This is a genomic window from Microcystis sp. 49638_E5 (genome assembly GCF_021300285.1).
Classification (GTDB): Bacteria; Cyanobacteriota; Cyanobacteriia; order Cyanobacteriales; family Microcystaceae; genus Microcystis; species Microcystis aeruginosa_C.
On the sequence record NZ_JAJTDH010000097.1, the window covers coordinates 1 to 22,101 of the forward strand.

16 protein-coding genes and 1 tRNA gene are annotated in these 22,101 nt (G+C 42.4%); 2 read left to right on the forward strand and 15 right to left on the reverse strand.

Features of this window, described 5'->3' with window-relative positions:
- Positions 1 to 688 precede the first annotated feature (688 nt).
- The 6 genes from LW728_RS19645 to LW728_RS19670 form a co-directional block, all read right to left on the reverse strand.
- Positions 689 to 2,269, reverse strand: a complete 1,581-nt coding sequence (locus tag LW728_RS19645; RefSeq protein ID WP_287767790.1) for an SUMF1/EgtB/PvdO family nonheme iron enzyme — start codon at positions 2,267 to 2,269, stop codon at positions 689 to 691.
- A 290-nt stretch (positions 2,270 to 2,559) separates the two neighbouring features.
- On the reverse strand, positions 2,560 to 3,855 hold the full coding sequence (locus LW728_RS19650; RefSeq protein WP_008203165.1) for a CO2 hydration protein: 1,296 nt from the start codon (positions 3,853 to 3,855) through the stop codon (positions 2,560 to 2,562).
- A 57-nt stretch (positions 3,856 to 3,912) separates the two neighbouring features.
- Entirely contained in the window at positions 3,913 to 5,463 is a 1,551-nt protein-coding gene (locus tag LW728_RS19655; protein ID WP_004268383.1) for an NADH-quinone oxidoreductase subunit M, read from the reverse strand.
- Positions 5,464 to 5,541: 78 nt separating this feature from the next.
- Positions 5,542 to 6,267 carry a carbonic anhydrase gene (locus LW728_RS19660; RefSeq protein WP_287767793.1) on the reverse strand — a complete coding sequence of 242 codons (726 nt, stop codon included), beginning with the start codon at positions 6,265 to 6,267 and terminating at the stop codon, positions 5,542 to 5,544.
- 80 nt (positions 6,268 to 6,347) lie between these two features.
- Positions 6,348 to 8,201 (reverse strand): NAD(P)H-quinone oxidoreductase subunit F, encoded by a 1,854-nt coding sequence (locus LW728_RS19665; RefSeq protein ID WP_287767796.1) that lies wholly within the window; start codon positions 8,199 to 8,201, stop codon positions 6,348 to 6,350.
- 46 nt (positions 8,202 to 8,247) lie between these two features.
- Positions 8,248 to 9,192 (reverse strand): LysR family transcriptional regulator, encoded by a 945-nt coding sequence (locus LW728_RS19670; RefSeq protein WP_004268390.1) that lies wholly within the window; start codon positions 9,190 to 9,192, stop codon positions 8,248 to 8,250.
- 291 nt (positions 9,193 to 9,483) lie between these two features.
- Between LW728_RS19670 and LW728_RS19675 the strand changes: the two genes are divergently transcribed.
- Entirely contained in the window at positions 9,484 to 10,194 is a 711-nt protein-coding gene (locus LW728_RS19675; RefSeq protein WP_287658083.1) for a Uma2 family endonuclease, read from the forward strand.
- Positions 10,195 to 10,409: 215 nt separating this feature from the next.
- On the opposite strand, the gene grrM is transcribed toward LW728_RS19675, so the two are convergent.
- The 4 genes from grrM to LW728_RS19695 all read right to left on the reverse strand — a co-directional run bounded on the left by grrM (position 10,410) and on the right by LW728_RS19695 (position 14,578).
- Entirely contained in the window at positions 10,410 to 11,561 is a 1,152-nt protein-coding gene (gene grrM, locus LW728_RS19680; RefSeq protein ID WP_287767798.1) for a cyclophane-forming radical SAM/SPASM peptide maturase GrrM/OscB, read from the reverse strand.
- Between the two features lie 78 nt (positions 11,562 to 11,639).
- Positions 11,640 to 12,761: a murein transglycosylase A gene (gene mltA, locus LW728_RS19685; protein ID WP_287767799.1), complete on the reverse strand. Its 1,122-nt coding sequence runs from the start codon at positions 12,759 to 12,761 to the stop codon at positions 11,640 to 11,642.
- A gap of 159 nt (positions 12,762 to 12,920) precedes the next feature.
- A complete protein-coding gene (locus tag LW728_RS19690) occupies positions 12,921 to 14,252 on the reverse strand; it encodes a hemolysin family protein (RefSeq protein WP_004268399.1) in 1,332 nt (443 codons plus the stop codon).
- A gap of 32 nt (positions 14,253 to 14,284) precedes the next feature.
- Positions 14,285 to 14,578: a hypothetical protein gene (locus tag LW728_RS19695; RefSeq protein ID WP_004268401.1), complete on the reverse strand. Its 294-nt coding sequence runs from the start codon at positions 14,576 to 14,578 to the stop codon at positions 14,285 to 14,287.
- Between the two features lie 64 nt (positions 14,579 to 14,642).
- Here LW728_RS19695 and LW728_RS19700 point away from each other — a divergent pair.
- Positions 14,643 to 14,715, forward strand: a tRNA-Ile gene (locus LW728_RS19700).
- A gap of 272 nt (positions 14,716 to 14,987) precedes the next feature.
- Here LW728_RS19700 and LW728_RS19705 read toward each other — a convergent pair.
- From LW728_RS19705 to LW728_RS19725, 5 genes are all read right to left on the reverse strand, one after another.
- On the reverse strand, positions 14,988 to 17,726 hold the full coding sequence (locus LW728_RS19705) for a KGGVGR-motif variant AAA ATPase (RefSeq protein ID WP_004268406.1): 2,739 nt from the start codon (positions 17,724 to 17,726) through the stop codon (positions 14,988 to 14,990).
- Positions 17,723 to 18,163, reverse strand: coding sequence for a hypothetical protein (locus LW728_RS19710; protein ID WP_159251900.1), 441 nt, complete (start codon positions 18,161 to 18,163; stop codon positions 17,723 to 17,725). Before LW728_RS19710 ends, LW728_RS19705 begins: the two co-directional genes overlap by 4 nt.
- A 67-nt stretch (positions 18,164 to 18,230) precedes the next feature.
- Complete coding sequence (gene tkt / locus LW728_RS19715; protein WP_287767802.1) at positions 18,231 to 20,237, reverse strand: transketolase; 2,007 nt, start codon at positions 20,235 to 20,237, stop codon at positions 18,231 to 18,233.
- Between the two features lie 82 nt (positions 20,238 to 20,319).
- On the reverse strand, positions 20,320 to 21,570 hold the full coding sequence (gene fabF / locus LW728_RS19720) for a beta-ketoacyl-ACP synthase II (RefSeq protein WP_004268412.1): 1,251 nt from the start codon (positions 21,568 to 21,570) through the stop codon (positions 20,320 to 20,322).
- Positions 21,571 to 21,639: 69 nt separating this feature from the next.
- Positions 21,640 to 21,891: an acyl carrier protein gene (locus LW728_RS19725; RefSeq protein WP_287767806.1), complete on the reverse strand. Its 252-nt coding sequence runs from the start codon at positions 21,889 to 21,891 to the stop codon at positions 21,640 to 21,642.
- Positions 21,892 to 22,101: the final 210 nt, after the last annotated feature.

Below are 22,101 nucleotides of genomic sequence, written 5' to 3' on the forward strand. Positions count from 1 at the left end.
AGGTAGAGAGGAAGGCCGACAAGAAGGCGAATTAGCGGCAAAATTAGCCTCTATTCCTCGTTTATTGGCCTTAGGATTAAACTTTGAACAGATAGCACAAGCTTTAGAATTAGAGATCGAACAGGTTAGACAAGCAACTCAAGGGGAATAGGAAAAGTTCAATGCGATCGCACTAAGGTTAGATAGCGTATCATGCTAAACGACTTTTGTACTATAGCAGAGAGACTAGCTGTATCATCATTAGACATCTCCGAAAACGTAGGAACAATTCATGAATTTTACTCCGAAAACGTAGGAACAATTCATGAATTTTACTCCGAAAATGTAGGGACAATTTATGAATTTTACTCCGAAAATGTAGGGACAATTCATGAATTGTCCCTACCAAGGGTTTCAGGTTACGCATATTTAATTTTCGGAAATATCTATTCTCTATCATCTGGGATTATTGGCATATCTGTAATGATTTGATGGCATCGAACACAAGCCTTAACCCCTTGTTCCAAACGCCATCGACAGAAATTGAAAATCGAATCTTCTATGCAAACTCTAATTAAGTCTTCAACTGTTCATCTGAGATATTAACAGTAAGTAATGGAAGCCATTAAAAATCTCACAAAAAAAATCGACCCGCCTAGCGGCGGGAAAAAGAGAAAAAGGGTAAAAAGGGAAAAAAAGGGAAAAAGGGTTACAGAGTCCTCTCAGCACCGCACACCACCCGAAAACCGTAGCTGTTGCTGAGGCCGTCGCGGCGGGGGTTGAGGAAGCGGTAAGCCGAACGGCAGCCATCCGGACCGTTGTACCAACAACCGCCCCGCACTATTGGATAATCATTATCATTTGTCAGCCAAGCACTGCCATCCTTTGGCGCTCCGATATAGTTATCGTGCCAATTGTCCTCGCACCACTCCCAAACATTGCCAATCATGTCATACAGTCCCCAAGCATTGGGCCTTTTCTGGCCCACAGGATGAGTTGTCTTCTGAGAATTTCCGTCATACCAAGCGTAATCTCCTAACTGACTAGCATCATCACCGAAATAATAGCGAGTAGTAGTCCCCGCACGACAAGCATATTCCCATTCCGCTTCTGTCGGTAAGCGATAGGTTTTTCCTGTTATTTGACTCAATTTCTGACAAAAGGCTTGAGCATCGTTCCAACTAACCTGTTCTACCGGATTTTGCAGATTATTTTTCAACCAAGAGTTGTTTTTAAAATGAGAGGGATTTTTTCCCATTACCGCTTCATATTGTGCCTGAGTCACTGGATATTTACCAATCGCAAAACTGTTGACTTTAACTTGGTGTGGAGGCTTTTCAGCATCCCAAGCATCGGGATCACTATCAGGGGATCCCATGAGAAATTGACCTGCTGGTAAGCTCACCATCTCTAGTGTGACTCGATTGGGTAGGTTTTCGGTAAATGGAGTAGGTGAAACAATTAGGGGTATTGGTGAAACAGGCTTTTTGAGTGCTTGTAAGGCATTTAAAACCTGTTGTGCTGTCCATCTTTGTCTTCTATCTTTTTGCAAACACCCTTCAATAATCGGTTTAAACTCTTTCGGTAAACTAGGGATTTGTAGCTCACAATTTATCACCTTTACCATTAATTGATTATTGTCATTATTAAACTTATAGGGAAGTTGATTAGTCGTCATTTGGATTAACATAATACCTAATGACCACAGATCCCAAGCTGATGAAATATCACCCCTAAAGGCTTCGGGAGGCATATAAATAATTGTACCGGTATTGTGGACGGTTTGAGTGTGGCTTTTGTTATTTAAGGTTCTAATTAAGCCAAAATCTGCTAACTTGTATTGTTGATTAACCTTGAGGATATTACCCGGTTTTAAATCTCGATGGACTTTATTTTGTCGATGAAGATAATTTAAGCCCTGGGCGACTTGAGCAGTAATATTTTTAATCTCATCCGCTGACAAACTGCCTTTGGCAATGTGATTTTCTAGGCTACCCTGTGCCAATTCCATCACTAAATAAAGCATCTCTGTATTGAGAAAAGTAAATTCCCCCACCGCATAACTCTTAATTAAATTAGGATGTTCTAACTTTCTGGAATTTGTTAACTCAATTAATTTATCATCGCTACTTTCGGGGATAACTTTAATGGCAACTTCTTTGACCGATGTATTTCTGACCATTTCACTAGCATGAAATACACCACCAAAACCACCCGCACCGAGAAACTTATTAAGACGATAGGGGCCTATTTGTTGCCCTTCTAACATCTTCATCATTTGGTCTAGCATAATAATAACTCCTGAATTAGCCAATTTTTACGTTCTGTAACTATCCTATTAAGTGGGTGGTTTTAACGAAGGCAAGAGGCAAAAGCTTTATCGAAATGTGTAATTAATTTTGCTTAGGTACTTAATACTAAATCTGGCTATTAAATACGAGTAGAAAACCAGTTTCTCGGAAAAACCCGTTTTCTGTGGGTTACTCAAGGGATTTAGTATTAGTATGACATTGGGTGTCGGTTATCTCATAATCAAAAAAAGGTGGGCGATAAACCCACCAGAAAAATAACCCAAAAACCTCAACGATAATTAGGACTTTGGATATCTCTAAGACGCGCTTCGGGGCGTTTAAATCTGTCCATTTGTGCCTCAAAGAATTGACGATTTTTAAGTAAATGTTTGGGATTAGGATCGTCGAGGGGATAGAGTAAAGCAGTGCGTAGAGCTTGAATAACTGCTGAAGTAACATTATACATCGAGCGCTGGAAACTAATCCCCAATTGAATCAAAATATCGTCTTCCCCCCGGCAGTTTTGCTGATAGTAATCAATCAGATATTGTGGTAAAAAATGATACATATCATCCATTAACAACGTCGGCGGAATTCCCGCAGTACCCACGGGGAAAACATCCGCATAAAGAATGCCATAGTGAAAGTCTTTTTGTTCGTCAGGAACCTGTTTTGCTTGGGCATTATAAGACTTTGTACCCCGGAAGGGAGCAGTACGATAAAAGACCGCTTCCACATAGGGTAAAGCCGCTTCATAAAGCCAAGTAAAAGCCTTTGATTTGGGGATAATTTCGTAGCATTGACCATCAATATAAACGTGATGATAAATCGGCCGGCCAGCGATGGCAAAAATGCCATTAACGAGGAAATTCATGGCATCAGGAACACCTTTAAAGCCGCCTTCATCGTAGATATCAGACATCTCGAAAAATACCGGGGCCATCACTTCCCAGAATAGTCCTAAATTGGAGTAGTAGGACATCATCCGCACCTGTTCCAAAAACATATCGGGGAACAGGTCATAAAGTTTCATCATCACCGGGTTTTTCTTGAAATAGGCCTTAATAGCGCGGTCGGCATTTTGGCGATATTCTTCTGAATCGAGATAGGCATCAAATAAACCCCAACCCATATCGCGGCCATGCCACAACATAGCTTGCATACAAGCTTCAGCAAATTCCATATTAACGCGGTCATGCCAGAGGTGATGGATTAATCTGGGCATTTTTCTGGTTTTACCTTTATCCATGAATTCTAACAATTCAGGGTGAGCGGAACCCGTACCGCGCCAGATGCGTAAATCGGCATTATCGCCAGCGTAATGATTTTGTAGGTCTAGGTATTCTTGGGGTAGAAAATATTTAAAAAAGGGCAAAGGATCGAGGAAAACTCGTTCGGCAATATAGAGCAGATCTCGCCAATAAAAATCCATCGGCACGGCATAAGCTTTATAAATGCCGATAATTTGCATCAGGTTTTCGGGAGTATCCGGCAACATGGATCCACCCGCTTCTAAACGGTGGATAATGTCGGCGAATTCGTGATTAGAAGGGGGAATTTTGGCTTTGATTAATGTCCCAGTCATAGTTTTAGGTAAAGTAATTAGCAGCGGTTACAATAATTCGGAAACAGCAAGGGATAACTAACTATTACTCAAAAATTTACCCCGATTCAACCAGTTGGTTTTTGAGGACTTTTGCGGAGATTTTTTGAAGACAAAACTAGGTTTTGCTTCCCCCGATAAGCTGGCAACCATCGAGTTAGTGGTGGGTTCAATCCAACGGACTAAATAATTGGGTTGAATGCCTAAAAAGACGATTAATACCATTAGGACAAAAGCGGGTATAGTTTCCGATTTCAGGACTTTGGGATAGTAGGCAAGTTTATTATCCAATTTACCAAAACAGGTGCGATTAAGCAGGATAACAAAGTAAACCGCCGTTAAACCGGAAGCGATGATACAGAGAACCGTCTGCACGGGAAAACGGGAGAAACTACCCTGAAAAACGATAAATTCCGCCACAAATCCCACTAATCCGGGGATCCCAGCGCTGGCCATACCGGCGAGAATTAATAGAGCGCTAACCAGGGGTAAACCGCGAATTGGGTTCATTAAACCGTTTAAAACGTCTAAATCTCTAGTTCCGGCTTTGCGTTCGACGATGCCCACCAGATAGAATAAGAGGGCGAGAATGAGACCATGGCTAATCATTTGCGCGACGGCACCAAGGACGCTTAAACCCGTGCCGGCGGCGGCTGCTACCAGTATATAGCCCATGTGACCGATCGAACTGTAGGCCACCATGCGTTTAATGTCTTTTTGGGCAATAGCGCTCAAAGCACCGTAAATAACGCTAATAACGCCGACAATTGCCAGTCCGGGGGCGATTAAAGACCAAGTTTCCGGGAATAATTGCAGACCAAAGCGAACTAAGCCATAAGTACCGAGTTTAGCGAGGATACCACCTAATAAAATTGCTGTAGCGGGGGAAGCTTCCGTATAGGCATCCGGTAGCCAAGTATGGAGAGGTACGAGGGGGATTTTGATGCCAAATCCCACTAACAGCAGAGTTAAGAGCAGTAATTGGGTTTTTTGGGAGAAATCGGCGGTGGAGAGGGAGGAGTAGTCAAAAGTACCACCGTTGAGGAAACCTATGCCTAAAAATGCCGCTAGGACTAATAACCCAGAGACAGCAGTGTAGAGAAGGAATTTAATCGAAGCATAGCCACGTTTTTCGCCTCCCCAGATAGCAATCATCAGATAAAAGGGGATTAATTCTAGTTCATAGAAAACGATGAACAGCAGCAGGTTTTTGGCCATTAATGCCCCAGAAACCCCGGCGTTAATCAGGAGGATTAGGATGTAATAAAGTCGGGGACGCTCTATTTTTTCTTCGCTACTATAGATAGCTATTCCTGTCAAGAAACAGCTTAAAATAATTAACGGTAAGGACAAACCATCGACTCCGAGGTTATAACTTAAACCGATTGGTTTTGCCCATTCGCGGTATTCAGAAAATTGAAAGCCATTACTGGTTAAGTTATATTGAGTCAGCAGATATAAAGACCAAAGGAGGACGGCGGCAACAAAAAAGAGGGTAATTTGACGTAATTTTGCTGGGGCAAATTTATCGGGGAAAAGACCGACGATAATTGCTCCAATTATTGGCAACCAAAGCAGGGTACTGAGCATATTGGTATCGATCGAATTTATAATGACTGGGATGAGAAAAGGATTAGCCAAACGACACGATGACTAATCTAGAATTGACTAAATTAAACTCACTTTGCCGGTATCGAGATCGTAGTAGGCTCCAACAATTTTTAATTGTTTTTTATCTACTAAATCACCCATGACTGGGGACTTGCCTAATTTCTCTACTTGATAGACAACATTGGATTTAATGGCTCGCTCAAGTTTGTTAGAACCGGGTTGTTTTTCAGCCCGATCAACTCCCACCTGTAGGCCATCGATTAAACTACCGATTTGACCCGGGAAACGACCCCCTTCAATGGTGGCTTTTACCGCTCCACAACGAGAATGACCAAGGACAACAATTACCTTGGCTCCTAACACCAACGTGCCGAATTCAAGGCTACCAATTTCTTCGGAAGTGGCTAAATTTCCCGCTACCCGACAAACAAATAGATCTCCTAATCCGCGATCAAAAACGATTTCTGCCGGCACGCGAGAATCGGCACAGCCCAAAATTGCCGCAAAAGGGGCTTGACTTTCGGCCACTTCTGTGAGTCGAGCTTGATCGCGGTTAGGACTTTTTTTTCTTCGTTCCCAGAAACGTTGATTGCCTTCCATGAGCATAGTTAAAGCTTGGTCTGGGTTCAATCCTTGATTTTGAGCCGTTAGCCATGGCTGGGAATTAACGGCGGTTTGGGCGTTAGTTTTGGACAACTGAGAACCCAAAACAGAGGCGGCTAGACTGGTTCCCAAAAAACCACCCCCATAACGGATTAATTGGCGACGAGAGGTATTGAACATAGGTAATTGTTTCCATTAATCAGGACAAATCCTATTGTCAGGGCCGGGGATGCTAAAGAAAAGCCTAAGTTATCAAATCTTTAACTGAAAACTAGAGAAATTTGTGATAGTAGGGGCCAGCAGATGATAATACCAATCAAAGCCACCCCCAAAATAATCGACAGAAAGTAAAATTGGGTCTGGCCCGAGACGTTATATTTCAAACTCTGACCACCAAAAACCGTGGCTAATCCCACCAGGTTAACGATGCCATCCACCAGAAAGGTATCGATCCAGTTAATAATTTGCGAGATTAATCCGACGACAAAAACGATGGTAACTTTATACAATTTGGCTGTATAAAGGTCGTTAGCAAAGAAATCTTGAAGGGCTTTCGGTTGAAAAACGATCGGTTTGGAGATATTTTCATTCAGATAAATATATGCTGCCGGAATTACGCCCCCAGCAGTGGAAAGCACCAAGAGAAAAGCCACTCCCAGATTTAAGTTACTTGGTAATAAATGCCATTGCGCTAATAAAATCGGCAGATGAAGGGCGAAACCCATGGTCACAGTCATGGGGATAACTAAGGGCCAAAGAGCTTCCGGAGAGCGCAGGGTCATCGGTTTGATTTTACCGCCAAAGAAAACGCAAAATTCTCTAGTGACACTAAAGGCAGTTAAGGCATTGACCAACAATAGCACTAATAACAGTAAACCACTGACTTCTGCGAGGCGATCGCCCATGCGGGCCAATGACCAAAAACCACCAAAGGGAGGCAGTGCGACTAAACTAGCGGCACCGACGAGATAACAAATGCCGGAAACGGGACGACGGGACCATAAACCGCCGTATTGGCTTAAATCTTGGCTGATATTATTCCAAACGATGTTACCCACCACCATGACTAACAGGGACATAGCGATCGCATAAGTAAAGAGTAACACTAAAGCTGTTTCCGTTTGTCCGGTGGCCACAGCGATAAAAATCAGTCCCATGTAGGCGCTGACGGAATAGGAAAGGGAGCGCTTGACATCGATCTGTGCGATCGCAATTAACCCCGCACCGATGGCAGTAACAGAGCCAACAATGATCATCACCTGTAAGGTTAAGGGCGATAATTGTAGCACCGGCTCTAATTTCACCAATAACCAAGCGCCAGTGGAAACGACGACGGTATTCCGCAGAATTGTCGCGGGCATCGGTCCTTCCATGGCCTCATCTAGCCATAAATGCAGGGGAAATTGAGCGCATTTGCCCATTGGACCTGCAATCAGGGCTAAACAGAGTAAATTAGCCACATTGGGGTTTAAATTGGCTGTAGCTGCCCATTCTGCTAATTGGTCAAAGTTCCAGGTTCCCGCCAGGGGTAAAAGGGCCACCACTCCCATCAACAGGATTAAATCGCCAATCCGTTTGGTTAGAAAAGCATCCCGCGCCCCCGTTACCACCAGAGATTGATTGAACCAGAAACCAATCAGTAGATAAGTGCCGAGGGTGAGAACTTCTAGCACACAATAGCTGAAAAATAGCGAATTACAGATAACTAGGGCGCACATACCCCCTTCAAAGAGGGCGACGAGAGAATAAAACCTTGCCCAACCCCAATCCATTTCTAGATAGGCGATCGCATATACCTGAGCGGCGAGGTTTAAGCCGGTAATTAGCAGTAAAGCCCCGATATTAACGGCCGAAATCTGCACATCTAAAGATATGCTTAAATCTGCGGCATTTAGCCAATTAAATGCTATAGATTGCGGCGGACGACCCCAAACGGCGAGCAAAGCAAAAAGGCTATGCAAAAAAGCCCAGCAGGTCATGATCAAGTTCAGATAACCGGCCGGTCGCGGGCCGGTTTGCCGGATAATACCGGGAGACCAGGGTAGAGCGAGAAGTGCGCCGGCGAAGGCATAAAGAGGTACCAACCAGATAGTCTGGCTGAAGGACTCGAACATATAACCACCTCAAGAAGAAAAATGATCCTGAATTAAAGTTTAAGGTTTAATGGCTCACTAATAAGCTGTCACCATTTTTTAACGGGGCATGAATGGGGATGGTTTGACTAGCTTCCAGCAGGTATTTTAAAAAAGCATCGGCAATCACGGAAAGTTGTTTTCCAGCCAGATAACAAACGTACCAATTGCGCTGAATTGGAAACTGTTCCACGTCGAGGATGGCTAATTCGCCGTTTTCCCCTTCCGAGATGAGAGTATGCTTAGATAGTACCGATATTCCCAAACCCCCAGAAATAGCCTGTTTAATCGCCTCGTTACTGCCTAATTCCAAGCGCACCTTTACCTTAATATCGTGGAGATTAAATAATTTTTGTACCGCTTGGCGGGTTCCAGATCCCGACTCGCGCATAATAAAAGGTTGATGGTTGAGGCACTCAAGGGGAAGATTTTTCTGGCCCACCAATGGATGATCTCGTCGCGCCACCACCACTAGGGGATTTTCTAGGAAAGACTGAGAACAAAGTTCCACTTCTTCCGGCGGTTGACTGAGAATATACAGGTCATCCTCGTTATTTAACATTCGCTCTTGCAGTTTCTGATGATTAGTCACTTGCAGGGCGATGTCAATACCGGGATACTGTTGACAGAATGCCCCTAGTAATCGCGGTACAAAGTATTTAGCGGTAGTAATTACGCCTAAAGTTAGCTTTCCCTGTCTAGTTCCCTTAATATCGGCCACTTTCATTTGAAAGTTGTCCAATTTCTTAAAAATCTCTTGACAGGTGAGCAGTAATTCCTGACCCGCTTCGGTTAAAAATAAACGTTTGCCAATTTGCTCGAATAGCGGTAAACCCACGGCTTTTGTGAGTTGTTTGACTTGGGTTGAGACGGTAGGTTGAGTGATAAATAACTCCTCGGCCGCCTTGGTAAAGCTACTGTGTCGAGCGGTAGCCTCGAAAACCCTTAACTGGTGCAGGGTTGCCTGTATCAAGTTCTTATCCTCTTCTCAATAACAACTATTTGTCACCATCAATCCTAACGCCTTTATAGATTCTAGTCAATTAACTTTTTGATAAATATAGACTCTACTAGATATAACCGCAGCTTAAGACCTTTTGTCAGCCATCAGCTTTTTTCTCCCTCCTCCCCTCTCCCCCTCTCCCCCACTCCCCCATTACCCCATTCTCCCCACTCCCCAATTCATAATTCATAATTCATAATTCATCATTCATAATTATCTTGCTACAATCAGAAAACAACCATCTATTAAAATTAAAAGACAATGGTTAGTTATCTTGATATTGACGACGATCTTCTTTTCCCAGATAGTGATGGTCAACCGATGGCAGATAATACCGAACAATATGAGTGGATTGTCAAAATTAAGGAGAATTTAGAAATTATCTTTGCCGATGACCCTAGGGTGTTTATTGCTGGAGATTTACTCTGGTATCCTCTGCGTTCTACTTTGGTTTCACCGGTTGCTCCCGATGTCATGGTAGCTTTTGGCCGTCCCAAAGGACGAAGGGGTTCCTATCGTCAATGGCAGGAGGAAAATATCGCTCCTCAAGTGGTTTTTGAAATTCTATCACCGAAGAATACAAAAGCAGAAATGAGTCGAAAATTAGAGTTTTATGACACATATAATGTAGAAGAATACTATTTATATAACCCGATGCGCTGTCGTTTACAAGGTTGGCAAAGACAGGGAGAAAATTTAAGAGAAATTATCCCCATCAATGACTGGATAAGTCCCCGCTTAGGTATGCGTTTTATCTGGGATAAATCTAGTTTAGAATTGTATCGTCCCGATGGAGAGAAATTTTTAACAACTGTTGAGTTAGAGTCTCAAATGCGTCAAGAAAAGAAACGCGCTGATAAAGAAAAGAAACGCGCTGATAAAGAAAAGAAACGTGCCGATAAAGAAAAAAAACGTGCGGATCGACTAGCGGAACGCTTACAGGCGTTAGGATTAACCTTAGAAGAAGAATAATACCATGCCATTACTTTGGAAAAATGGTATTTAGATTAAGTTTTTTCATAGGTTATTAGTAAACAATAATCAGTGAACTGATAACTGATAAGTAGGTAGGCGTTAAAAATTATCAGATGCCCCCCTTATTAAGGGGGGATTAAAGGGGGGACTAAGGGGGGATCGGCACCCCCCTTATCAAGGGGGGCAGGGGGGATCGAACCTAAAATCCATTTTTAATTTAATTCTAGGCGATCGAGAACGATATCGGTGATACACTTAATTCGGTATAAACAGGCTTTAGTATCTGTGGAGTTGAAAGTGCCATTTTCCCAATATTTGTTACTACCGGCACCACCCCCACAAACCCCAAAATAATCGCAGTTTTGCCGACATAAATCGACTCCACCGCGCATATCAGCGTAAATTTGTTTAAATTTCTCGGTTTCACAGATAGATTCCAGAGAATCGGTCAAAACATTACCAAAGATAAAATCGCCGTAGGGTTGAGTTTTAATCGATAGTAATTCCGGATCAAAGGTGGAAAAATTACCTTGATTATCAAAATTGACAATCATAAAAGGTCGATTCATATCGGTATTTTCTAAGCGTTCATCCGTATAAATCAAACTACAGATCGATTCAAATTCTCGCAGCTTAAATTCTCCTTGTTTGGCCGTGACTAACTGCCAAAATCTGGCAATAAACTGGCGATAACGTTGTTCAATACCTAATTTATCTAAGGAAGATTGTGAATGAATACCCTCAGTTTCTTCCATATTAAAAGCCACATCGGTAAGACCATGATCCCAAAAAAAGTTAAAAATTTCGTCGGGATAGTCGAGGGAATCTTCTGTTAAAACAGCGATGATACTGACATCAATTTCATGTTTTTGCAAGAAAGAAATCCCCCGCATTGTAGCAGCATGACTGCCAGTTCCCTTACGATTTTGCCGGTGGATATCGTGAATAAAAGCCGGTCCATCAAGACTGACTCCCACATAAACATCATGCTTTTTAAATAATTGACACCAAGCATCGTTAATATAAGTGGCGTTAGTTTGTACTGAATGACGAAAACAGTAACCCTGCTGATTATATTTCTCGCTAACTTCCGCAATTTTAGCAAAGGCACTTTCATAAAAACTGATGGGAACTGCTAAGGGTTCGCCGGCGTGCCAGCAAATGGTAAAATCATTTTGGAGAAAACGACTACTAAAAACCCTCTGAAAAATCGGCTCGATTAAATCTAAGGATAGGGTATTTTTTAAATGGCGATCGGGTAAATAACAGTAATCACAATTGAGATTACAAAAAGAAGTCGGCTGCACGACTACTAAAGTAATTGGACCACAATCCGACCAATCTATATTTGTGTTTTTTTCCATCATTCTATTTTTAATATTCTCACTTAAGTATGATAACTGATTCTGGGGAGTCTATCTTAATTTTACCTATACTATTTCCTATTCCCTCAATAATAAATAATATAATTGACCGGGAGTATTAATTAAACCGGCTCGCTCGCCAGCATTTTTTCCTGTTCCCATAAAAATATCTACCCTCCCAGTACCTTTAATCGCGCTGCCAGTATCTTGATCGAGAACATAGCGACTAACTAATTTTTTATTAAGATTTCCCTGGGGAATTTCTGTCTCAATTACTGCTAAAGCGCCGGGGGGAAAAATACTTTTATCTGTAGCGATCGATCTTTCGGGTAAAACTGGAACTCCAATGCTACCAGTAGCGGGTGCGCCGTGGGTTTCTCGAAAGAAAATAAACCGATTATTGCGGGGAATATAATTCTTTAATTGCTCGGGATTACTTCTGAGAAAATCCAAAACCATTGGTAAGGTTAACCCCTCGGCGGGAAAAATACCATCGGCAATCATTTCTTTTCCCAGACTTGTGTAGGGATGCTCGGTATTGCCATCAAAACCAATGCTCATAATTTGACCATTAGGTAAACGTAATTTCGCCGAACCTTGCACATGAACTAAATAAGCTTCTAAGCGATCTTTTAACCAGACTAATTCGTATCCCGCTAGACGGCTATTTTCCCCCAGTAAACCATCTTTTCCCTCTAATTCTACCCTAGCTGGATGGGGTTTTGACCAGCGAGAAAAGTTAGAAGGTCGGCGATAGAGAGGATATTTATACTCGGCGTTTTTTTGCCGACTTGCTTGATAAATTGGCTCAAAATAACCAGTAAATTTAACATTTCCTTGGCTATCATTACCCAAAGAACGATACCAAATAAATTCTTTTTTAACTGCCTTTTGTAGAGCTGCGGGAGTGGGAGAATTCTGCACTAATTGACGAAAACGTACTAAGGAACGCTGCACTCGCTGACGAGTTATTTCAGGAATAGGATAATTTTGATAGGCGCGGATCGCTGCCGAGCTATTCAGATAACGTAAACTATGATCGATCGCTTGTAGGAGGTTTTTTTTGTCCGTTAGCAGTCGTTCATCGTATCCCGTAGATGTTCCTAATTCTGAGATTTCAAAACGTTCTAGGGGCAAATTTGCGGGGGTGAGGGCAATTAATCCCAAGCTGAGGGGGAGGAGTGTCAAAAGGTGTTTCATGGTGACAGGAGTGGGCAGCTATTGACTAGATTAAGTAGGTAGGCGTTAAAAATTATCAGACACCCCCCTTATCAAGGGTAGGGTTGATTCATGAATCAACCCTACCTTATCAAGGGAGGCAGGGGGGATCGAACCTAAAATCCATTTTTAATTTAATTATTAGGATAGTTGTTGCCGATAAATCTTAATTTGTTCCAAGCGAGGGCCGACCTTAGAAATGATGGTAAATTCTAAATTTTGGTAATATAATTGTTCTCCCACCTTCGGTATTTTTTGCCAATGATGGAGAACAAAACCTGCTAGGGTTTGGTATTCATCGGCCAAGGGTAAACTTAAATTTAATGCTTTGTTCACGTCCTCTAAATTCATTTGTGCTTGTACGAGAAAAGTCGATTCATCGAGGAGTTGATATTTTACTGTTCCCGATTCATCACTAGGGGAAAAAGTTCCCAGAATCTCGCCGATTAAATCTTTTAGGGTTAATAAACCGGCTGTTCTGCCAAATTCATCCACAATGATAACCATCTTTAAGGATGATTCCCGCATCACTGTTAGTAATTCATTTAAAGCAGTTGTTTCGGGGAAAAAACGAACAGGTTTTAACCAAGGTTTAATCGGGGTTGTTAAATTTAACTGACCTTCGGCAAGGGGTAAAGCTAAATCTTTAAAATCGATCAAACCACGGATATCATCACCGGAATCTCCTTCCACAGGATAACAAGAATAGCCACTGTTAACTACTTGGAGCAGTAATTCCTCAAAAGTTGCGGTCGAGGAAATAGCTATTAAACGGTTATGGGGAACCATGATTTCTGCGGCAGTGATTTCGCTAAACTGGAAAACATTATTTAAAATTTTCCTTTCCGCTGCTTCTAATCCCGTTAATTCCCCTTCCATGCTGATAATTAATTGTAATTCCTCGGAAGTTACCCGACTAGAACGCTGTAGATCCACTTCGGGGATACGGGTTAAAACCAATAAAAAACGAGTTGATTGATTAAGAATACCGATAAAAGGCTTAAAAATCCTGGAAATAACCCCAATAGGTGCAGCTAATAATCGCGCCATCGGTTCGGCATAAATTAACGCTAGGGATTTGGGATAAAGTTCCCCAAAAACTATCTGGAGATAGGCCACGATTAAAAAAGCTAGACAAAGAGAGAAACCATGGGAGAGAAGATTTTGCCAGTTTAAAGAAAAGGGTAAAAAACTTAGTAATTTCTTCACAAAAACGGTCATGGTACTCTCCCCGATCCAACCTAAAGCTAAACTAGAAAGGGTGATACCTAATTGGGTAGTGGAAAGTAAGCGATCGAGACTTCTTTGTAGAGATTGGACCGTCTGCGCTGGCACATCTCCCGCAGCCACTAGCTGACTGACGCGGGTACGACGGACAGACACAAGCGAAAATTCGGCCGCTACGAAAAAAGCATTGAGCGCGATTAGTAAAAAGACTAAAATTAAACGAGTCAATAAATCCTGATTATCCATAGCGAAAAGGCAAAACTCGCCTTTTTTAAAGCCTATCCTTTGGTTTCTTCCTTTGATTGCGGTTTGTTTTTCTGTTGTTGCATATAAACTCTCACTCTTTTCAGCACCTCTTCTTCCTTCACGGGGATAAAAGTTTGATTGCGACCATAACTGGTGCGATCGTTGGTAAACTTTTTAGCGGGGTTGATATCCGGTTGACTGACTCCCTTCAGGGAGGCGAGTCCCAATTGATAGGCTACCCAACCGCTACCGAAGCCGGCGGCTAACATGGCTACCATCAAAAGGAGTCCTAACTGCAAGGAGGTGCTGATTGCAAATTTTTTCATCTTGGTGGGGCTGAATTTTCACGTTCAGAGTAATTACCGATCTATAATGAGTTAATAGTATAACCCAGGGTTGGCCGAGCGGTTGAGGCAACGAACTCATAATTCGTGCTAGGCAGGTTCAACTCCTGCACCCTGGATAGTTTTGATGGCTTCAGGCGATCGGCTTTGACTGCACTAGAGTAGGCGGCGGTGACAGATTACCTGACCATTTTCAGCTGCTTTGAGAACAGAAATACAATCATTAATTTTATCCTTTTCATTTTTCAGGAAAGCTAAAAAAACACAAGAATCCCAGTAGTGTAGCTTTTTTGTTGGACGAATCAATTTCCCAATGCTGGGTAATAGCCAATCCTGTTTTGAAAAGCTGACAACAATCAATCATATAGTCATTGCCAAAAAGCTCGAACCATTAAAAATTTGATTTCCCCAAAACTTTGCGCTTTAAAGCTAGAACACGAGGACGCGCACCTTGACTAGAAAATCCTAACCCTTCACGGAATATTTCGGGCATATAATAACGAACTGCATCTTCTTTATCCTTGTCCTCATAAATTACTCCCATTTGCTCAAGAACATTGACTTGAGTGCCATCCAGATTAAACTGTTCTAGAGAAAAAGGAATTTTTCTATCACTATATTTAGGTAAACTTTCTTCTACCCAGCTTTTAAATATAGGATATTCTTCCTTAGACTCGTCAACTTTTTCTTCACTACAGGGTTTAAGCGCTCGTCGAATCGCTTGGGGAGGTAACAGTCTAGTATTCGACCATTTAGTAAATTGTATTTCTTCTTTTTTTTCTACAGTAATATTAGCAGCATGGTACAAAAATCTCACAATATCCCGCGCTTGTAGTCTTCCATTAAAATCGGTTAAAGCGGCAAAAATCCAATTGTCTGACTTAGCTTCCCTTGCATTATCTGCTCCTAATTTTTTGCCCCAAAGTCGTTCTAGTTTTTCTTTTAAATCTTCAATTGAACAATCGAATAAATCTTGATGGTTAGCATTAATAACCGATGATTGTATGCAGAGCCAATAGGAAAGTTTAAGAAACGATTCTAGATTCCAAGATAGATCATAGTTACCATATAAGCTTTCAAATTGTTGCGAGTTTTGTGTAATTGTATATCTCAAGAAATCTCGACGCAGAAAGACAATCAAGCCGAGATTAGATTGCCGAATTTCTGATAATTTATTGGGTAAATGATCGATCAAGGCTTTCAAGGCTTTTCGTTGAAGGTTATCATTGGCAACATTAGGAAAAGCATCTTCTAATCCATCAAATAAAAATATAATCTTCGAGTTTTTTTGTTGAAGGTATTCATGCAGTTTTTGTAATTGACAATTTTCAGAATTATAACCTAAAACTCTCGAAATTTCTTTGATCCAAAAATTTGTCCAATCAACCTCATTCCAATCCTGATTTGATAGCGACTGTATGATTCTGTCTCTTAAATCCGAGAAGGAAAATTGATAATCATTATTAAGAAAATTATTAACATTTTGCCGTGCTTGCTCAAGAATATCTTTGGCATCCTCTGCTAAATTTTTTGATTGCAGTAAAGGAAATATTAAACCGAGATTTTCTCGGGAATTTTCTTGATTTTGAGGATCAACTTTATTTAAAAAATTTTCCCAAGACTGTAGGCGAGATAGCTGAATATAATTAAAGGTTTTTCCCGCACCTTTAGCACCAATTGAGATAACATTAGGTAGTTTATCTTGAAAATTACGAGCGAGATTTTTCAATGGCTCGGTAATGAGTAAATCTTCCCCTTCTCCCTTTTCTGCATAAATATATTTATTGCAAGTATCCCTGAGTTTTTTCACATCATCTAAGGAGTTATCTGAAGGTGTGGCTGATGCAATGCTATTATTAGATAATTCATCTTCTGCCCATTGTCTTGCCAGTTCCATCAAGGAAGTTGAACTTAATTTGTTTTGAGCTTCATCCCAATTGTTAACATATAGTAACTCTTGGGCGAAATAAGTTTCTTTAATATCCAGTCTAGTAGTATATAAACTCTCATTTTTGGGTTGAACATAAGCCGACTGTAATTGCTCTAAAATATTCTCAAATGCTGATAAATTTCTAACTTCTGGAGTTAAAAAACTAATAATTATCGAAGGATCATAATAATTATCATCCTTTACTTTTGAATCACTGGGAGCTAGTAAGCCAATTTTTTCTAAAACCATCCTGACACCTCGCCAAGATTGCTCATTAACTGTTGTTACTAAAAATCTTTGGATTCTAGAGTCAAATAAAATTGGGCTAGAAATTTCACTTAATCCTGCTCTTAAATCAATAAATATATAATCTACTGCTAATTTTTGCCCTAATTGATGAATTGCATCCCCTACCTCCCAAGCACCCGATGGATTTCTAGCTAAATTTTCTGGCAGTATAGGAGTATCTAAGAGTTCTTCTTCTTCAATAAAAGCGGGTAAAAAATATAAAGTTGATTTATTTTGCTGTTTGGCAGTTTTCTGAATTTCTTGAGTTACCCAAGAGAGTGCCACCTCTAGAGATGGCTTGGGATATTGATAAACTTCTAAAAAATTGATCAAAGATACGGTTGCCTCTTGATTGTCATACCTTTGCCAATAGGTTAACCCCGGAGCCTCTAAATCTGAGTCAATAACTAAAATTTTAACTGGTTTATTTATCTCTTTTGCTCTTGCCAAAAGAGCAAGAATATAAGCGGCTAAATGTAGGGTTCTTCCCACACCACCTTTAAAAGAATAAAAAGCAATAATTTCTGGCTTATCTCGATAAGCATTGGCTAAAAAATTATCCGATTGATTTGAATCTGGATTTTCTTTTAAATAAGCGACTTCCTGCCAAAAAGGTCGAATCGATGCCGAAAGGCAAGCACTATTATCTATTAAAATAAATTCTACAGGAATAGAAGCATTGTCAATATCTAGCTGAATAATTTGTTCTGATTCTTGATACCAATCTCCGAACCATTCTTTTAATATTGAGTTAGCTTTTGGTTGATCATCTTGATTTTGAATACCAATCTCTAAAGCACTACTAAAACAACTAATTTTAACAATACTATCAGGTAAGTCATTTCCGTTAGCGGTTTCGCGAGCAATTTTTCTTTTAATATCAAACCAAGTTAGTAATGGCCGTCTTCTCATAGTCCCTGCAACTCCTGTGCAATCCAACTTAATATATCTAACAATTTTTTTTCTAATTCATTATCCTTAATATTTTCACAGCCTCCCCCATATCGCCACATTTGATTAATTTCACCGCAAGAAAGCTCTCTCTCTTGATTATTTTTTAAAGGTTTCATACTTAATTGTGAGGGAAGTTTTAGTTTTTCTCCCGCAGCTAGTTTGTCTAGTAACTTATTTATATCATGCCGCACTTCAAGTAATTCTCGACAAGAATCGGTGCAATCTTTACTTTGTCTTTTCAGTAAAACCGCTTTGAGACCACATTCAACCGAGTAAAATAGCAATAAACGATGAGCGTTAGTTCTGGTTTCGACCTTTGCCGCTCGTTGATTTTCTCTCCATGCTTTTTGTAGTTCTCTGTCTGTAAAAGGAATCACCCAGTCAACCCTTTGCACGATATAGTTCCATCTTAAACACAAAAAACCCGCTGGCGCGGGCTTTTTCCACAAAATCAAAGTTTAATTAACCTAACAACGCTTTTGCCTTCGCTACCACGTTATCCACGGTAAAACCAAACTTCTCTAGAATCACACCCCCTGGAGCAGAAGCGCCGAAGGTATCAACCCCCAACACATCCCCCTCATCGGTGATGTAGCGATGCCAACCCATGGTTGAACCCGCTTCCACCGCGAGACGTTTTTTCACTGCTTTCGGCAGTACCGATTCTTTGTATTCTGCCGATTGTTCCTCGAATAGCTCCCAACAGGGCATAGAAACGACGCGAGCTTTAATTCCTGCTTCTTTTAACACCGCAGCCGCTTTATCGCAGAGATACAACTCGCCACCCGTACCGATGAGAATGACATCGGGAGTACCTTCAGAATCGGTGATAGTATAAGCACCTTTAGCCACACCCTCCAGGGAAGTTCCCGCTAAATTGGGCAGATTTTGACGGGAGAGAGCCAATAAAGTCGGGCGTTTCTTTTCGCTCACCGCTACTTTATAAGCACCGGAAGTTTCCGTACCATCTCCCGGACGCATGACTAACAGGTTAGGAATAGCGCGCAGAGAAGCAACGTGTTCCACGGGTTGGTGAGTCGGTCCATCTTCCCCTAGGGCAATGGAATCGTGAGTCATTACCCAGATGACGCGAGTTTCTGACAAGGCCGATAAACGGATAGAATTCCGCATATAGTCGGTGAAAATCAGGAAAGTCGCCCCGTAGGGAATCAATCCCGTGTTATGGAGAGCAATACCGTTACAAATCGCCCCCATTGCGTGTTCCCTTACGCCAAAGTGAACGTTACGCTCCTGATAACTGCCTTTTTGGAAATTACCAAAATGCTCTAATTCGGTGTAGTTAGAGTGGGTTAAATCCGCTGAACCACCGATTAAACCGGGTAAAACCCCCGCAAGGGCATTTAAGCAGATTTCCGAGTGTTTACGACTAGCGAGAGCCTTATCTTCGGGTTTATAAACCGGTAAAGCTTGCTCCCAACCTTCCGGCAGTTGACCGGTGGTTAACTGCTCAAATAAAGCCGCTTCTGCGGGATATTTAGCCTGATATTCGTTAAATAACTTATTCCAGTCCGTTTCTGCCGTCGCTCCCTTGTCCACTGCTTGCCGGAAACGATTTAACACCTCATCGGGAACCACAAACGGCTCGTATTGCCAACCTAACGCTTTCCGGGTTAACTCGATTTCTGTTGCTCCTAAAGCTGCCCCGTGAACATCGGCGGTATTAGACTTATTGGGGGAACCATAACCGATGGTGGTGGTGATTTTAATCATCGAGGGTTTATCGGTGACAGCTTTGGCAGCAGCGATCGCATTGGCAATGGCATCTAAATCGGTGTTACCATTCTCGACGTGCTGAACGTGCCAACCGTAGGCTTCAAAACGCTTGCTCACGTCTTCGGTAAAAGCGATATCGGTGGAACCATCGATCGAGATATGGTTATCATCATAGAGAGCGATTAACTTGCCTAAACCCCAGTGACCGGCTAAAGAACAAGCTTCCCCAGAAATCCCCTCCATATTGCAACCATCACCCAAAATGACATAGGTGTAATGGTCGATAATTTTGGCATCCGGTTTGTTGAAACGGGCTGCTAAATGGGCTTCTGCTAGGGCCAAACCCACACCATTGGCAATCCCTTGACCCAGGGGACCAGTGGTCACTTCTACCCCTTCCGTGACGAAATTTTCGGGGTGGCCGGGGGTTTTCGATTTCCACTGCCGGAATTGTTTAATTTCCTCTAGGGGAACGCTATCGTATCCGGTCAGGTACATCAAAGCGTACTGCAGCATACAACCGTGACCGGCGGAGAGAACAAAACGATCGCGATTGACCCATTGGGGGTTTTTCGGGTTAAAACGCAGGAATTGATCCCAGAGGACAAAGGCCATGGGAGCGGCTCCCATGGGCAGTCCGGGGTGTCCGGATTTAGCTTTTTCCACGGCATCCACCGCTAAAAAACGTACCGCATTAATACAAAGTTCTTCGAGGGATTGGGAGACTACAACCATAATGTTTTTTAGAATGAACTACAAAAATAAGACCAGGTTAAAGAGGGAGCCACTCACAGATTACTCTTTCAGGGGCATCGACTCAAGCATATTTTCTAAAAGCTAAGGTGACGTTATGGCCACCAAATCCAAAGGAGTTGGAAAGGGCAGCGTTAACTATCTGCTGACGACTTTCGTAGGGGACGTAATCGAGATCACAATCGGGGTCAGGATTGTCCAGGTTGAGAGTCGGGGGAATCCGATCATTAGCGATCGCCATTACCGTGGCCACGGCTTCAATACCGCCAGAACCGCCTAAAAGGTGGCCTGTCATCGATTTGGTGGAACTGACGGGGATTTGGTAGGCCGATTCTCCTAAAGCTTTTTTAATCGCCTTGGTTTCCGTGGGATCATTGGCCCCTGTACTGGTGCCGTGGGCGTTGATATAGCTAATTTCCGCCGGAGTTAAACCGGCATCTTTGATCGCTAATTCGATCGCTCTGGTGGCCCCACGACCATCGGGAACCGGTGCCGTCATGTGATAGGCATCGCAAGTCAGACCATAACCGATCATTTCGGCGTAAATCCGCGCCCCACGGGCCAAGGCCGTTTCTAATTCCTCTATAATCAAGATTCCTGCCCCTTCCCCCATGACAAAACCATCCCGGTCTTTGTCAAAGGGACGACTGGCCCGGGTGGGGTCATCGTTGCGGGTGGACAGGGCCTTAGCGGAGGCAAAACCAGCCAATCCTAGAGGGGTAACGGCGGCTTCCGTCCCACCGCAGATCATTCCTTTGGCCAAACCCCTTTGTACTAGACGAAAAGCATCGCCGATGGCATTGGAACCAGCAGCACAAGCGGTCACGGTACAGTTACTCGGTCCCTTGGCCCCCGTGTGGATGGCGGTTAAACCAGCGGCCATATTGGCAATCATCATCGGGATCATGAAAGGACTACACCGGCCCGGACCTTTTGTCAAGTAAATTTCCTGTTGATCCTCCAGCACTTTTATGCCACCCACGCCCGTACCGATTAGTACACCTATATCATCGGCATTGAGAGCGTCGATAACTAATCGAGAATCTTGCAGCGCTTGCAAACTGGCGGCGACGGCAAATTGAGCGAAACGGTCCATGCGCTTTGCCTCTTTGCGATCCACATATTCGTGGGGGTCAAAACCTCGCACTTCCCCAGCAATGCGACAAGCGTGACGGGAGGCATCAAAGTGGGTAATTAAACCAATGCCACTTTTGCCGTTGATTAAGCCTGTCCAATAGTCTGCTAGATTATTGCCGAGGGGAGTGATCGCACCCATCCCCGTGATGACAACCCTTTTTAATGGCAATTCTGTCATGTTTGTTCAAAAATAAGGGCAGATTTTGCCCCAGATATTTAATCCTAATTGTCAATTTTCCCGCAATAATTAGGCGGTTGCTCCTACTTTCTCGTTAATATACTCGACAGCTTTGCCCACAGTGTCAATTTGTTCGGCTGCGTCGTCGGGAATTTCAATATCAAATTCTTCCTCTAAAGCCATCACTAACTCGACCACATCAAGGGAATCCGCTTTCAGATCATTGGCAAAGCTTGCTTCAGCGATAACTGTATCCGGATCCTCTACTTCTAATTGTTCCACAACAACTTTTTTAACTCGATCGAAAATGTCTGCACTCATGGATGTCAATTTTTATCCGCTGGTTTACCGGACTCTAGCCTCTAGGGTCTGGGGAAATGGGGCGGTGTTACCATTTCCGACAATAAATTTCGGTTAGCTTTTTCACTGACCATTTTTCATCTTACTGGAAGTTGTTCCCCTCTTGATGAAGTTTTTTGCGGTCATCGGGGTAGTGGGGTAGTGGGGTAGTGGGGTAGTGGGGTAGTGGGG